General features: G+C 61.1%; 15 protein-coding genes. 6 read left to right on the forward strand and 9 right to left on the reverse strand.

Going from position 1 to position 13,766, the window contains the following annotated elements; all coding sequences use genetic code 11:
• Window positions 1–79 precede the first annotated feature (79 nt).
• From ACE4QZ_RS22560 to ACE4QZ_RS22575, 4 genes are all read left to right on the forward strand, one after another.
• Complete coding sequence (locus tag ACE4QZ_RS22560; protein ID WP_021784146.1) at window positions 80–1,897, forward strand: penicillin-binding protein activator; 1,818 nt, start codon at window positions 80–82, stop codon at window positions 1,895–1,897.
• Entirely contained in the window at window positions 1,897–2,268 is a 372-nt protein-coding gene (locus ACE4QZ_RS22565) for a YraN family protein (RefSeq protein ID WP_103443780.1), read from the forward strand. The genes ACE4QZ_RS22560 and ACE4QZ_RS22565 overlap by 1 nt, the downstream gene beginning before the upstream one ends.
• Window positions 2,269–2,354: 86 nt before the next feature.
• Window positions 2,355–2,948, forward strand: a complete 594-nt coding sequence (locus ACE4QZ_RS22570) for a phosphoheptose isomerase (RefSeq protein ID WP_012053657.1) — start codon at window positions 2,355–2,357, stop codon at window positions 2,946–2,948.
• A complete protein-coding gene (locus tag ACE4QZ_RS22575; protein ID WP_021784144.1) occupies window positions 2,945–3,523 on the forward strand; it encodes a BON domain-containing protein in 579 nt (192 codons plus the stop codon). Before ACE4QZ_RS22570 ends, ACE4QZ_RS22575 begins: the two co-directional genes overlap by 4 nt.
• 263 nt (window positions 3,524–3,786) lie before the next feature.
• Here ACE4QZ_RS22575 and ACE4QZ_RS22580 read toward each other — a convergent pair whose 3' ends face one another.
• The 7 genes from ACE4QZ_RS22580 to rplM all read right to left on the reverse strand — a co-directional run bounded on the left by ACE4QZ_RS22580 (window position 3,787) and on the right by rplM (window position 8,650).
• Window positions 3,787–4,218, reverse strand: coding sequence for a ClpXP protease specificity-enhancing factor (locus ACE4QZ_RS22580; RefSeq protein WP_021784143.1), 432 nt, complete (start codon window positions 4,216–4,218; stop codon window positions 3,787–3,789).
• Window positions 4,219–4,228: 10 nt separating this feature from the next.
• Window positions 4,229–4,852 carry a glutathione S-transferase N-terminal domain-containing protein gene (locus tag ACE4QZ_RS22585; RefSeq protein ID WP_021784142.1) on the reverse strand — a complete coding sequence of 208 codons (624 nt, stop codon included), beginning with the start codon at window positions 4,850–4,852 and terminating at the stop codon, window positions 4,229–4,231.
• 116 nt (window positions 4,853–4,968) lie between these two features.
• Window positions 4,969–5,748 (reverse strand): cytochrome c1, encoded by a 780-nt coding sequence (locus tag ACE4QZ_RS22590; RefSeq protein WP_021784141.1) that lies wholly within the window; start codon window positions 5,746–5,748, stop codon window positions 4,969–4,971.
• Window positions 5,748–6,959, reverse strand: coding sequence for a cytochrome b (locus ACE4QZ_RS22595; protein WP_028697485.1), 1,212 nt, complete (start codon window positions 6,957–6,959; stop codon window positions 5,748–5,750). Before ACE4QZ_RS22595 ends, ACE4QZ_RS22590 begins: the two co-directional genes overlap by 1 nt.
• Complete coding sequence (gene petA, locus ACE4QZ_RS22600; protein ID WP_028697484.1) at window positions 6,959–7,552, reverse strand: ubiquinol-cytochrome c reductase iron-sulfur subunit; 594 nt, start codon at window positions 7,550–7,552, stop codon at window positions 6,959–6,961. Before petA ends, ACE4QZ_RS22595 begins: the two co-directional genes overlap by 1 nt.
• Before the next feature lie 262 nt (window positions 7,553–7,814).
• Window positions 7,815–8,207, reverse strand: coding sequence for a 30S ribosomal protein S9 (gene rpsI, locus ACE4QZ_RS22605; protein WP_003251821.1), 393 nt, complete (start codon window positions 8,205–8,207; stop codon window positions 7,815–7,817).
• 14 nt (window positions 8,208–8,221) lie between these two features.
• Entirely contained in the window at window positions 8,222–8,650 is a 429-nt protein-coding gene (rplM, locus tag ACE4QZ_RS22610) for a 50S ribosomal protein L13 (RefSeq protein WP_003251819.1), read from the reverse strand.
• 258 nt (window positions 8,651–8,908) lie between these two features.
• Here rplM and ACE4QZ_RS22615 point away from each other — a divergent pair, with 258 nt between their 5' ends.
• Window positions 8,909–9,949 (forward strand): NADP(H)-dependent aldo-keto reductase, encoded by a 1,041-nt coding sequence (locus tag ACE4QZ_RS22615; RefSeq protein ID WP_021784138.1) that lies wholly within the window; start codon window positions 8,909–8,911, stop codon window positions 9,947–9,949.
• 180 nt (window positions 9,950–10,129) lie between these two features.
• A complete protein-coding gene (locus tag ACE4QZ_RS22620; protein ID WP_172402841.1) occupies window positions 10,130–11,050 on the forward strand; it encodes a GlxA family transcriptional regulator in 921 nt (306 codons plus the stop codon).
• A gap of 104 nt (window positions 11,051–11,154) precedes the next feature.
• Here the strand turns inward: ACE4QZ_RS22620 and zapE are convergent, their stop codons facing one another.
• Together zapE and ACE4QZ_RS22630 are read right to left on the reverse strand one after the other, a co-directional pair.
• Window positions 11,155–12,249, reverse strand: coding sequence for a cell division protein ZapE (zapE, locus tag ACE4QZ_RS22625; protein ID WP_014592295.1), 1,095 nt, complete (start codon window positions 12,247–12,249; stop codon window positions 11,155–11,157).
• Between the two features lie 165 nt (window positions 12,250–12,414).
• Complete coding sequence (locus ACE4QZ_RS22630) at window positions 12,415–13,764, reverse strand: tryptophan--tRNA ligase (RefSeq protein WP_021784136.1); 1,350 nt, start codon at window positions 13,762–13,764, stop codon at window positions 12,415–12,417.
• Window positions 13,765–13,766: the final 2 nt, after the last annotated feature.

Genomic DNA, 13,766 nt, shown 5'->3' on the forward strand with positions numbered 1-13,766 from the left:
ATCGACACAGCAACATCGCGCCCCGGCCAGTGCTTGGGTACAATTGTCGGCCAACTTGATCGAGTAACAGGACCTTTACATGATCGCTTGCCTGCGGCTGCTCACAGCCCTCTGCCTCGCCGCCCTGCTGGCAGCCTGCGCCAGCTCGCCCTCATCCAGCCTGGGCGAACTGCCACGCACCCCGGACGCCAGCATCGAGCAACTGCTTGAAAAGGCCGCCTCCAGCAAGTCTGCAGAAGACGCCGCCCTGCTGCGCCTGAGCGCGGCCGACCTGGCCTTCAAGCAGAAGGACTTCCCACGCGCCGCACGCATTCTCGAGCAGGTCCCGCTGGACACGCTCAAGCCGGCCCAGCAAGTGTTCGCCAGCACCCTAGCGGCTGAACTGGCCATGAGCCGCAACCAGCCCAAAGCAGCGCTGACCGCCCTGGCCCACCCCAGCCTGCAGCGCCTTGCCGAGCTGCCGCCAGAGCTGCAAGCGCGTACCTACACCGTGCACGCCGCCGCGCTCGAAGCCGATGGCCAGGCCCTGGCTGCCGCACAACAGCGCATACTGCTGGCGCCACTGCTCAGCGGCCAGGCCGCCAGCGCCAACAATGACGCCATCTGGGCCCTGATCGCCTCGCTGCCTGCAGAGCAACTGCAGCAACCGACCAACGATCAGGCCCTGGCAGGCTGGACCAGCCTGGCGTTCGCCGTGAAAAGCGCCGGCACCCTGGAGCAGCAGCAAGCGGCCATCGAGACCTGGGTCAAACAGCATCCGGACCACCCTGCCGCTCAGCAACTGCCGCAGGCCCTGATCAAGCTCAAGGAACTGGCCAGCCAGCCGCTGACCAAGATCGCCCTGCTGCTGCCTCAGGAAGGCCCACTGGCCGGCGTTGCCCGCGCCCTGCGCGATGGCTTCATGGCCGCCCACTTCCAAGCTCAGCAGACCGGCCAGCCGGCACCTGCCGTGCAGGTATTCGACAGCTCGCGCATCGGCTCGCTGGACGAGTTCTATCGCCAAGCGCAGGCCGCCGGCGTGCAACTGGTCATTGGCCCGCTGGAAAAGCCGCTGGTCAAGCAGCTGGCCGCCAAACCGCAACTGCCGATCACCACACTGGCCCTGAACTACGCCGACGCCGGCCAGAAGGCCCCGCCGCAACTGTTCCAGTTCGGCCTGGCTGCCGAAGACGAAGCCCGTGAAGTCTCCCGCCGCGCCCGCGCCGACGGCATGGTCCGCGCCGTAGCCCTGGTACCGAGCGGCGAATGGGGTGACCGTGTCCTGGCCGCCTTCCGCCAGGACTGGGAAGGCAATGGCGGAACCCTGCTCGCCGCCGAGCGTATCGCTCAGCCGGTCGCCCTGGCCCAACAGATTGCCGACCTGTTCCAGTTGCGCCAAAGCGAAGGCCGCGCCAAGAGCCTGCAAAGCACGGTGGGCGGCAGCATCGCGGCACAACCGTCGCGCCGCCAGGACATCGACTTCATCTTCCTCGCCTCGACCCCGCAACAGGCGCAGCAGATCAAGCCGACCCTGAACTTCCAGTACGCCGGTGACGTGCCGGTCTATGCCACCTCGAACCTGTACAGCGCCAGCGGTGACGTCAACCAGTACAATGACATGAACGGCATCCGCTTCTGCGAAACACCGTGGCTGCTCGACACCAGCAACAGTCTGCGTCAACAGGTTGTACAGCAGTGGCCGCAAGCCGCTGGCAGCCTCGGCCGCCTGTACGCCATGGGCGTCGATGCCTACAGCCTGGCGCCGCGCCTGGGCCAACTGAAAGCGCTTCCGGACAACCGCATCCTAGGGCTTTCGGGCAGCCTGAGCATCAATGCCAACCAGCGCGTCGAGCGCCAGTTGCCATGGGCCGAGTTTACCGGCGGCCAGGTCAAGCGCCTGCCTGACACCGTGCGTTGATGGTCGCAGCATCGCCTACCCGTGCCGGGCAAGCGGCAGAAACCCAAGCCCTTGAGTACCTTCAGGGGCAAGGGTTGCAGTTGCTGGTGCGTAACTGGCGATGCAAAGGCGGCGAGCTTGATCTGGTCATGCTCGACGCCGATACAGTAGTATTCGTCGAAGTCCGCTACCGGTTGCACGCGGGCTTCGGAGGCGCCCTCGACAGTATCGACTGGCGCAAGCAGAAACGGTTGGTGCTCGCCGCCAGCCTGTTCCTGCAGAAGGAGCCCCACTGGGGCAACCACCCCTGCCGCTTCGACGTAGTCGCCCTGCAGGGCAGCCACCATGCAGGCAGACCGCTTCAATGGCTGAAAAACGCCTTCGAATGCTGAACCCACTTCGTTTTTTTTGCTCTATGTATCGCGGGCTGGTCGTAGTTGCGCGTAGCAAAGGCCACCGCCCCATTTAAGGTCACCAGATGGACATGCAATCCCGAATTCGCCGGCTGTTCGAGGCCAGCATCGAAACCAAGCAACAGGCAATGGACATCCTGGCACCGCACATCGAGCAGGCCAGCCTGGTCATGGTCAATGCGCTGCTCAACGAGGGCAAGATGCTCGCCTGCGGCAACGGCGGCTCGGCCGGCGATGCCCAGCACTTTTCATCGGAGCTGCTCAACCGCTTCGAGCGCGAGCGTCCCAGCCTGCCAGCCATCGCGCTGACCACTGACAGCTCGACCCTGACCTCGATCGCCAACGACTACAGCTACAACGAAGTCTTTTCCAAGCAGATCCGCGCCCTGGGCCAGCCCGGTGACGTTCTGCTGGCGATCTCCACCAGCGGCAATTCGGCCAACGTGATCCAGGCGATCCAGGCCGCGCATGACCGTGAAATGATTGTCGTAGCATTGACTGGTCGCGACGGCGGCGGCATGGCTTCGCTGCTGCTGCCCGAGGACGTGGAAATCCGCGTGCCTTCGACAGTTACTGCGCGCATCCAGGAAGTCCACCTGCTGGCGATCCACTGCCTTTGCGATCTGATCGACAGCCAACTGTTCGGGAGTGAAGAATGACCCCTATGCGCCTCGGCCTGATGGCCCTGACCCTGTGCCTGAGCGTCACTGGTTGCAGCTCGGTACTCACCTCTACCCGCAATTCGCCGATCGAGGACGATCGCGGCACGCGCACCATTGGCAGCAAGATCGACGACTCGCTGATCGAAACCAAGGCCGCCGTGAACATTTCCAAGGCCAGCCCAGACCTGGACAAGGGCTCGCACATCGTTGTCAGCAGCTACAACGGCATCGTCCTGCTGGCCGGCCAGACCCCGCGCGCCGACCTCAAGAGCCTCGCTGAGCAAACCGCCAGCCAGGTACAGCGAGTCAAGAGAGTGCACAACGAGCTGCAAGTGATGCAGCCTTCCTCCATTCTGGCGCGCAACAACGACGCCTGGCTGACTACCAAGATCAAGACCCAGATGCTGACTGACAGTGCCGTGCCCAGCTCGCGCATCAAGGTGATTACCGAAAACGGCATCGTCTACCTGCTTGGCCTGGTCACCCGCCAAGAAGCCAACTCGGCCACTGCCGTAGTGCAGGGCGTGTCGGGGGTGCAGAAGATCGTCAAGCTGTTTGAGTACATCGACTGATTGGTCTGCGTTGAGATTTATAGCGCCTGTGAGAGCGGGCGCCGCCCGCGCGGCGCATCGCGAGCTGGCGCTCGCTCCTACGTTTGTTTCGGGCCAATTAACCCTGTGGGATCTGCACGCGAACGCCTTGGCGCATGACTCGATATTGCGTCCTGCTACCAAGGCGGCTGCGCGCGATGCGCCACGCGGGCGACGCCCGGGCTCACAGGCGCCAGAAAACTCACTGCCAGCAAAAAGGCGATCCTTCTGGATCGCCTTTTTTGTTACTTGACCACTTTCAGGCTTGGCCGACCACTCGGACGCGGCGGCTGCCCTCCATCGTCTGGCGGGCCATCGTCATCCGGCTGCACATCATCGTCTTCCAGCTCGTCGCCATCCATCAAAGACGGCTCCAGCTCGAAGACCATACCCTGGCCATTTTCGCGGGCGTAGATACCCAGGATGGCACCAACCGGCACGAACAGCGAGTGAGCCACGCCACTGAAGCGCCCCTCAAAGCTGACCGCGTCATTGTCCATGTGCAGGCTGCGCACGGCACTTGGCGAGATATTCAAGACGATCTGGCCATCACTGGCGAAACCATCCGGCACCTGAACTCTCGGGAATTCGGCATTGACCAGCATATGGGGCGTGCAATCGTTGTCGACGATCCACTCGTACAGTGCTCGAACCAGATAGGGGCGACTGGAGTTCATCAACGGCTCCTTAAAGCTTGCGCATTTCACGTTCTACGGAGGACAGGCTCGCCTGGAAAGGCTCGCGGGCGAACTGGCGCTCCATGTAATCCAGCAGCGGCTTGGCTTGCCGCGGCAACTCGATACCCAACACCGGCAAACGCCAGAGTATGGGTAATAGACAGCAATCGACCAGGCTTTGCTCATCACTCATGAAGCAGGCGAACTCGCTGAACAACGGCGAGACCCCGGTCAGGCTTTCGCGCAAGGCCTTGCGCGCCTCGGTTCGGGCAGCTTCACTGCTACGCGGGTCAAGCACGGTATCAGCCAAGGCACACCAGTCGCGCTGGATGCGGTGCATCAGCAGACGGCTGTTGCCACGCGCAACCGGGTATACCGGCATCAGCGGCGGGTGCGGGTAACGTTCCTCAAGGTATTCCATTACCACGGTCGATTCATACAACGCCAGGTCACGGTCGACCAAGGTCGGCACGCTGCCGTAAGGATTGACCTCGGCCAGCTTCGGCGGCAGGCGGGCGGGATCGACATCGATAAACTGCACGCTGACGCCCTTCTCGGCCAGAACCAGGCGCACCCGATGAGAATAGTGATCAGCGGGATCGGAATAGCAGGCTAACCTGTTGGTTGCGCCCATGTAGCGGCTCCTCGCACGGATGCTTGTGCAACTTTAAATGAAAACGCGCCCGGGGTGGCCTGGCAATACTGCTAGGCCACCCCGGGCGCGTTCAACAACCAGAAACTACTGCGTGATCAGTGCACGTCCTTCCAGTATTCACGCTTGAGCAAGTAGGCGAATACGAAGAAGAAAGCCAGGTACAGCAGCACATAGGTACCGATGCGCTGGCTTTCCAGCTTGACTGGGTTGGCCGAATAGGCCAGGAAGGTCACAAGGTTCTTGACCTTCTCGTCGAACTGCTCGGTCGTCAGGGTACCGGAATTCGGCGTAATGGTCAGCTGATCGCAAGCTTCATGGGTCAACGGGCTGCCGGTCAACGGGTCGAATTGCTTCTTGCCATCGACCACAGTCTGCACCTGCTTGCAACCTACCACCTGATTGCCTTGCAGACCAACCAGCACGTTAGGCATGCCGACGTTCGGGAACACCTTGTTGTTCACCCCGTAAGGGCGCGATGGATCCTCATAGAAGCTGCGCAGGTAGGTGTAAAGCCAGTCGGTACCGCGTACGCGGGCCACCAGGGTCAGGTCGGGCGGCGCGGCACCGAACCAGGTCTTGGCATCGCTGGGCTTCATGCCGATCTGCATGTGGTCACCAATCTTGGCACCCGTGAACACCAGCTTCTCGAGCATCAGTTCATGCGGGATGCCCAGGTCATCAGCCACCCGCTCGTAACGCTGGAACTTGGCACTGTGGCAACCCATGCAATAGTTGGCGAAGGTGCGCGCACCGTCCTGCATGGCGGCTTTGTCAGTCAGGTCGATATCGACCTTGTCCAGCTCCATGCCCTCTTCGGCAGCGAAGGAAAAGGCAGGCATCACTGCCAGCAACAATACTGCAATCAACTTTTTCATCAGCCAGTCACCCTTTCCGGAACCGGTTTGGTCTTCTCGAGCCTTGTGTAGAACGGCATCAGCAGGAAGTAGGCGAAGTACAGCACCGTGCACACCTGCGACAACAAGGTACGCCCAGGTGTCGGTGCCAGTACGCCCAGCACACCGAGGATGACGAAGGCCACGCAGAACACCAGCAGGAAGGCCTTGCTGATCCAACCCTTGTAACGCATGGAACGTACCGGGCTGCGGTCGAGCCAGGGCAGCACGAACAGCACGGCGATGGCCGCACCCATGGCAATGACGCCCATCAACTTGTCAGGCACCGCGCGCAGGATTGCGTAGAACGGTGTGAAGTACCACACCGGCGCGATGTGCGCTGGCGTCTTGAAAGCGTTGGCCTGCTCGAAGTTCGGTTTCTCCAGGAAGTAACCGCCCATTTCAGGGAAGAAGAACACCACGGCGCAGAACACGAAGAGGAAAACCACCACGCCGACAATGTCCTTGACGGTGTAGTACGGGTGGAACGGAATGCCATCCAGCGGAATACCGTTTTCGTCCTTTTTCTTCTTGATGTCGACACCATCAGGGTTGTTCGAACCCACTTCGTGCAGGGCGAGGATGTGCAGCACCACCAGGCCAAGAATCACGATTGGCAGGGCAACCACGTGCAGGGCGAAGAAGCGGTTCAGGGTGATACCCGAGATCAGGTAGTCACCGCGGATCCACTGAGTAAGGTCACCACCGATCACCGGAATGGCACCGAACAGCGAAATGATCACCTGGGCGCCCCAGTACGACATTTGCCCCCATGGCAGCAGGTAGCCCATGAACGCTTCAGCCATCAGCGCCAGATAGATCAGCATACCGAACAGCCAGACCAGCTCGCGCGGCTTCTGATAAGAGCCGTAGAGCAGGCCGCGGAACATGTGCAGGTAGACCACGATGAAGAACGCTGACGCACCCGTGGAGTGCAGGTAGCGCAGGATCCAGCCGTATTCCACGTCACGCATGATGTACTCGACCGAGGCAAACGCCTCTTCCGCCGAGGGCGTGAAGCTCATGGTCAGCCACACGCCGGTCACGATCTGGTTGACCAGCACCAGCAATGCCAGCGAGCCAAAGAAGTACAGGAAGTTGAAGTTCTTGGGTGCGTAATACTTGCTCAGGTGGTCTTCCCACATCTTGGTGGCGGGGAAGCGAGCATCAATCCAGTCCATGAACTTGCTCATCATGCTTTCTCCTGGTCGACGCCAATGACGATGATCTCGTCCGACTCATAAGAGTGCGGTGGCACGGGCAGGTTGAGAGGCGCCGGCTGGGACTTGTAGACACGACCAGCCAGGTCATAGCGGGAGCCGTGGCACGGGCAGAAATAACCACCTACCCATTTCGGCCCGAGGTCAGCGGGTGCCACTTCCGGCCGAAAGAGGGGCGAACAGCCCAGGTGCGTGCACAGGCCGACGAGAATGAGAATTTCCGGCTTGATCGAGCGAACCTCAGGGTCGACGTACGCCGGCTGTACCGAGGCCTTGGACTCGGGATCGGACAGGTCAGCCGTGATTTTTTTCAGATTGCCAAGGATTTCCTCAGTTCGCCGCACGATGAATACGGGCTGGCCACGCCACTCGGCCACCATCTGCTGCCCTGCCTCGACCTTGGCGACGTTGACCTTCACCGGTGCACCTGCGGCTTTCGCCTTGGCACTGGGAAACCATGACCCCACGAACGGTACCGCAGCCCCCACTGCCCCCGCTGCCCCGACCACGGATGTCGCGGCTACGAGGAAGCGGCGCCGGCCTGCGTTGACGCCGTCATTGCTCATTCAGTCCTCTCCCATCAGCTTGCTTGGCCAGTTGGACCTGGCCTGTACTTAGGTTGTGTCAATGGCACTAAAAATTGGCCGCCATGGTAAGAAACAAATCCACACACTGACAAGGTGATTACCCCGGCAAGGGCGACAACCCGCGCTTTGCTTGATCTGCGTCTATGCGACAAGCGGCCACTGACTGCTGACAGGTTAGTTCAAGCCTAAAAAAAAAGCCCGGTTCCAAGGAACCGGGCTTTTTTCGACTGCCGAAGCGGTATTAACGCTTGGAGTACTGAGGACGCTTACGCGCTTTACGCAGACCCACTTTCTTACGCTCAACTTCACGAGCGTCGCGGGTGACGTAGCCAGCACGACGCAGAGCGCCACGCAGGGTTTCGTCGTATTCCATCAGAGCGCGGGTGATACCGTGACGGATCGCACCGGCTTGACCGCTGACACCACCACCGGAAACGGTGACGTAGATGTCGAATTTCTCAACGGATTCAGTCAGCTCGAGCGGCTGGCGAACAACCATGCGAGCGGTTTCGCGACCGAAGAACACGTCCAGAGAACGGTTGTTGATGGAAATGTTACCAGTACCCGGACGCAGGAATACGCGAGCGGTTGCGGTCTTGCGACGGCCAGTGCCGTAATTTTGAGTCGCCGACATAATGAACTATCCCGTTAGATCTTCAGTTCTTGAGGCTGCTGAGCAGTGTGTGGGTGAGCAGCACCCGCGTACACTTTCAGCTTGCGGTACATGTCGCGACCCAGCGGGTTCTTAGGCAGCATGCCCTTGACCGCAGTTTCGATAACACGCTCAGGGGCCTTGGCGATCAACTTCTCGAAGTTGATTTCCTTGATACCGCCTGGGAAACCGGAGTGGGAGTAGTACATTTTGTCGGAAGACTTGGCACCAGTCACACGAACCTGCTCGGCGTTGATAACGACGATGTAGTCGCCGGTGTCAACGTGAGGGGTGTATTCTGGTTTGTGTTTGCCACGCAGACGGGTAGCGATTTCGGTAGCCAGACGACCCAGGGTCTGGCCAGCGGCGTCGACTACGAACCACTCGCGCTTTACTGTTTCCGGTTTAGCAGTAAAAGTTTTCATTCTCTAAAGCCTCAGAGGCCGCCCAGCGAAAAATAGACGGCGAATCTTACTGGATAGTGCACAGCTTGCCAAGGGCAAGCGCGCAGCCGAACACAGACGCTTTTGGGGGCTCGGGTCGGGCACGCCAATGTTCGACGGGGTTCTTCCTGCGTGATGGTGCATCACTTCCGCCACGCGGAGAGGGGCTGAATTATCCAGATTGCGCGAAAAATTTCAACCTGCTTTGATGAGCATCTATTGCCAAGGAGTGACTAACCGATGGAATACCGCCAGCTCGGCCGTACCGATCTCAACGTCAGCGCCCTGTGCCTGGGCACCATGACCTGGGGCGAGCAGAACATCCAGGCCGAGGCCTTCGCACAAATTGCCCGGGCCAAGGCCGCCGGGGTCAACTTCATCGACACCGCCGAGATGTACCCGGTCCCTCCACGCCCGGAAACCTACGCAGCCACCGAGCGCATCATCGGCAACTGGTTCCGTGAACATGGCGACCGCGACGCGTGGATCCTGGCCAGCAAGGTTGCAGGCCCGGGCAACGGCATCAGCCATATCCGCGACGGGCAGCTCAAGCACAACCGTCAGCACATCGTCGCGGCGCTGGACGAAAGCCTGAAGCGCCTGCAGACCGACCGGATCGACCTGTACCAGTTGCACTGGCCAGAGCGCAGCACCAACTTCTTCGGCAAGCTGGGCTACCAGCACCTGCCGCAGGATCACTTCACCCCACTGGAAGAAACCCTCCAGGTGCTCGACGAGCAGGTACGTGCGGGCAAGATCCGTCATATCGGCCTGTCCAACGAAACGCCGTGGGGCACCATGAAATTCCTGCAACTGGCCGAGAGCCATGGCTGGCCGCGGGCGGTATCGATCCAGAACCCGTACAACCTGCTCAACCGCAGCTTCGAGGTGGGCCTGGCAGAAGTGGCCATACGCGAGCAATGTGGCTTGCTGGCCTATTCGCCGCTGGCATTCGGCATGCTTTCTGGCAAGTACGAGAACGGCGCACGGCCGGACAATGCACGCCTGACCCTGTTCAGCCGCTTTGCCCGTTACTCCAACCCACAGACCGTGGCGGCCTGCAGCCGCTACGTGCAGCTGGCCCGCGAGCACGGCCTGGACCCGGCGCAAATGGCCCTGGCGTTCGTCACCCGACAGCCGTTCGTGACCAGCAACATCATTGGCGCCACCAGCCTGGAGCAGTTGGACAGCAACCTGGCCAGCCTTGAACTGAACCTGAGCGCCGATCTGCTGACAGCGATCGAAGCCATTCATCAGGAACAACCCAACCCGGCGCCTTGAGCCAAACACTGCGCGCCGCTGTTCCATGGGGTAGACACAATCGCCAAAAAATAAGACGATCCAGCCGGTGATTGACCACTCTACCCTATAAGAACAATGACAATGATGTTTACCCAACCCTCAGCGTCGCTGCGGCGCGTCAGCATCCTGGCCATTGACAAGGTGTTCGCTTCGACCTTGATGCAGGCCAAGGACTTCTTCCACCTCGCCAGTCTGCGCTACAGCAAGCAGCTGGGCCTGGGCTTGCAGCCCATGTTCGAAATCCGCCTGGTGAGCCCCGACAGCCAGCCCGTGGACAGCTTCAGCAATGTGCAGTTACCGGTTGACGGCGGCCTGGACGACGCCGATGTGATCATCCTCCCGGCCTACTGGGATGACTTCGACAACCTGCTGCAACGTTATCCCCAGGTGCTGCCGTGGCTGCGTGAACAGCATGCGCGTGGCGCGGTGCTGTGCGCCGAGGCCAGTGGTGTGTTCTGGCTGGCCGAATCCGGCCTGCTCGATGGCAAGGAGGCGACCACCTACTGGCGCTTCTTCAACAGCTTTGCCGAACGCTTCCCGCAGATCCGCCTGAACCAGGACAAGCACCTGACCGATGCCGACAATATCTATTGCGCCGGCGGTGCAACTTCAGCTTGCGACCTGTACATCTACCTGATCGAACGCTTCTGCGGCGCCAACGTGGCCCGTGCGGTGTCCCGCGATATCCTCTACGAAGTACAACGCAACTACACCCCGGGGCGCATGGGCTTTGGCGGGCAGAAGCTGCACCAGGACCTGATCATCCTGCAGATCCAGCACTGGCTGGAGGAACACTTCGCCGACAAGTTCCGCTTCGAGGATGTGGCCCGCAACCACGGCATGAGCATCCGCAACTTCATGCGCCGCTTCCAGGGCGCAACAGGTGACAAGCCCCTGCACTACCTGCAACGGCTACGCATCGAAACAGCCAAGGGGTTGTTGTCGAGTACGCGCAAAAGCATCAAGACCATCAGTTACGAGGTGGGGTATGACGATGCCAGTTTCTTTGCGCGACTGTTCCGCCAGCACACCGAGTTGTCGCCGAACCAGTATCGGCAGCAGTTCATGCAGGAAGCCTGAGAGGCCTCCAGAGCGGCAGGTTTCGCGCTTGAAGCGACAAGGAAAACCAGGGCGGAGGCGCGTTGCCCTGAATGTTCCTTGCCGCCTGAAGCTTGCCGCTGCCGTTAAGGCTTGTGCGCGCGCGCCAGGAATTCGTGCGACTGCATCTCCAGCAACCGGCTCAGGGTACGCTGGAACTCGAAGCTCAGACGCCCACCGGTATACAGGTCCTTCAACTCCACCTCGGCCGAGATGATCAGCTTGACGTTGCGATCGTAGAACTCGTCCACCATGTTGATGAAACGACGGGCGATGTCGTCGGTGGTGACACCCATCTGCTCTACGTTGCTCAGCAATACGGCGTGGAAGATCTTGCCCAGCTCAATGTAGTCGTTCTGGCTACGCGGCCCGTCGCACAGGGCGCGGAAATCGAACCAGGCGACGTCGTCGCAAGTACGCAGGGCATTGATCGGGCGGTTCTCGATCATCAGCACGTCGTTTTCGATCGCCTGGGTGCACTCAGGGGTGAGCGCCTTGAAGCTGGCGCGCATGCTCTGGTGCGCCGCGTCATCGAGCGGGAAGTGGAACAGTTCAGCCTGCTCCAGGTGACGCAGACGGTAGTCGACCCCGCTATCGACGTTCACCACGTCGGTGTACTGCTTGATCATGGCGATGGCCGGCAGGAAGCGCGCACGCTGCAGGCCATCCTTGTACAGGCCGTCCGGCACGATGTTGGAGGTGGCCACCAGCGACACGCCATTCTTGAACAGCTCTTCCATCAAGGTGCCGAGGATCATGGCGTCGGTAATGTCCGACACGAAGAATTCGTCGAAGCAGATCACCTTGGCTTCTTCGCTGAAGCGCTTGGCGATGATGGTCAGCGGGTTCTTCTCGCCCTTGAGGGTTTTCATTTCCTCGTGCACACGCTTCATGAAGCGGTGGAAGTGCGTACGCATCTTCTGCTTGAACGGTAGCGCTTCGTAGAAGGTATCAACCAGGTAGGTCTTGCCTCGCCCTACCCCACCCCAGAAGTACAGGCCCTTGACCGGGGTCTGCTCCTTCTTGCCGAACAGCTTGCCGAACACGCCCGGCTTGTTGTTCTGCGCGTGCACCAGGTCGTCGTACAGGCGCTGGAGGTGACGCACCGCAGTTTCCTGCGCCGCGTCATGGAAGAAGTCGGGACGTTTCAGATCTGCTTGATAGCGTTCTAAGGGAGTCATGATTCGTTAGCGAGGCAACAAAAAACGGGCCGTCACTGTAGCGACAGGCCCGCTTAATGGCAATCAGTCTGTGGGAGCGGGCGTGCCCGCGAACACCGGCAAAGCCGGTGCCATGCAACGCGGCACCTGTTTCGCGGGCACGCCCGCTCCCACCGTTTGCCAGCCTCAGTCCTGCTGTGGCGCCAAAGCTTCGTTCAGGCTCTGAATGGCGGCATCACGAGCTTCGGCGCTTTCGAACTGCGGCCCTTCGGCGACCTGCTCGCCATCGAGCCACAGGCCGAAGCTCAGGCCTTCGACGCGGACATCGGCCTCGCCACCCTGCTGCAACTGCTTGCTCACGGCGCCAGCACTTTTGCCGTCGGCGAAGCTGCGCGACAGCAGCAGTTGCTCACCGTCGGCGGCCAGCAGGCGGAAACGGAAGCTGCCGTCTTCGTCACGGAAGCTGACGAAGCGTGCGCTCTTGGCAGCCTTCTTCTTCACCTCGGTGCTGGCCTGCACGCTGCTGCGGAACGAACGCAAGCCAACGGCCTCGCGCAGCTGCTCGAGGAACGGCGTGGCGATCTTGCGGGCCTTGGCGGCGCCGGCCAGCAGGATGTCTTCCAGGTCCGCCGGCCGGGCGATCAGTTGGTGATAGTACTCGCGCTTCTCGGCCAGCTGGCCGTCCAGCAGCTGGAACAGGCGCTGCTTGGCATCGCCCCAGCCCAGGCCCTGCAGCAGTTCTTCGCGGAACCCGGCGCATTGCTCAGGCGTCGAGAAGGCCTGGTAGAGGGTGAACAGGTGCGCGTTGTCCGGGTCTTTCGCCTCACCGGGCGCGCGCGAATCGGTGACGATGCGCGAGATGGCGTCTTTCATGTCCTTGGCGCTGGTGAACAACGGGATGGTGTTGTCATAGCTCTTGGACATCTTGCGCCCGTCCAGGCCCGGCAGGGTCGCCACGCTTTCCTCGATCACCGCCTCCGGCAAGGCGAAGAAGTCCTTGCCCTGGCCGAACAGGTGGTTGAAGCGCTGGCCGATGTCGCGGGCCATTTCCACGTGCTGGATCTGGTCACGACCGACCGGCACCTTGTTGGCGTTGAACATCAGGATATCGGCGGCCATCAGCACCGGGTAGCTGAACAGGCCCATGGTCACGCCGGCGTCCGGGTCTTCGCCGTTCTCGACGTTCTTGTCCACCGAGGCCTTGTAGGCATGCGCACGGTTCAGCAGGCCTTTGGCAGCAACGCAGGTCAGCAGCCAGGTCAGTTCGGGAATTTCCGGGATATCGGACTGGCGATAGAAGGTCACCTTGTCCGGGTCCAGGCCACCGGCCAGCCAGGTGGCGGCGATTTCCAGGCGCGAACGCTGGATGCGCAGCGGGTCGTCGCACTTGATCAGGGCATGGTAGTCGGCCAGGAAGTAGAACGAGTCGACACCGGGCTGCTGGCTGGCACGGATCGCCGGGCGGATGGCGCCGGCGTAGTTGCCCAGGTGCGGAGTGCCGGTGGTGGTGATACCGGTAAGAATGCGCGTGGTCATGG

The organism is Pseudomonas sp. DCA-1, assembly GCF_046523955.1.
Lineage (GTDB): Bacteria > Pseudomonadota > Gammaproteobacteria > Pseudomonadales > Pseudomonadaceae > Aquipseudomonas > Aquipseudomonas putida_Y.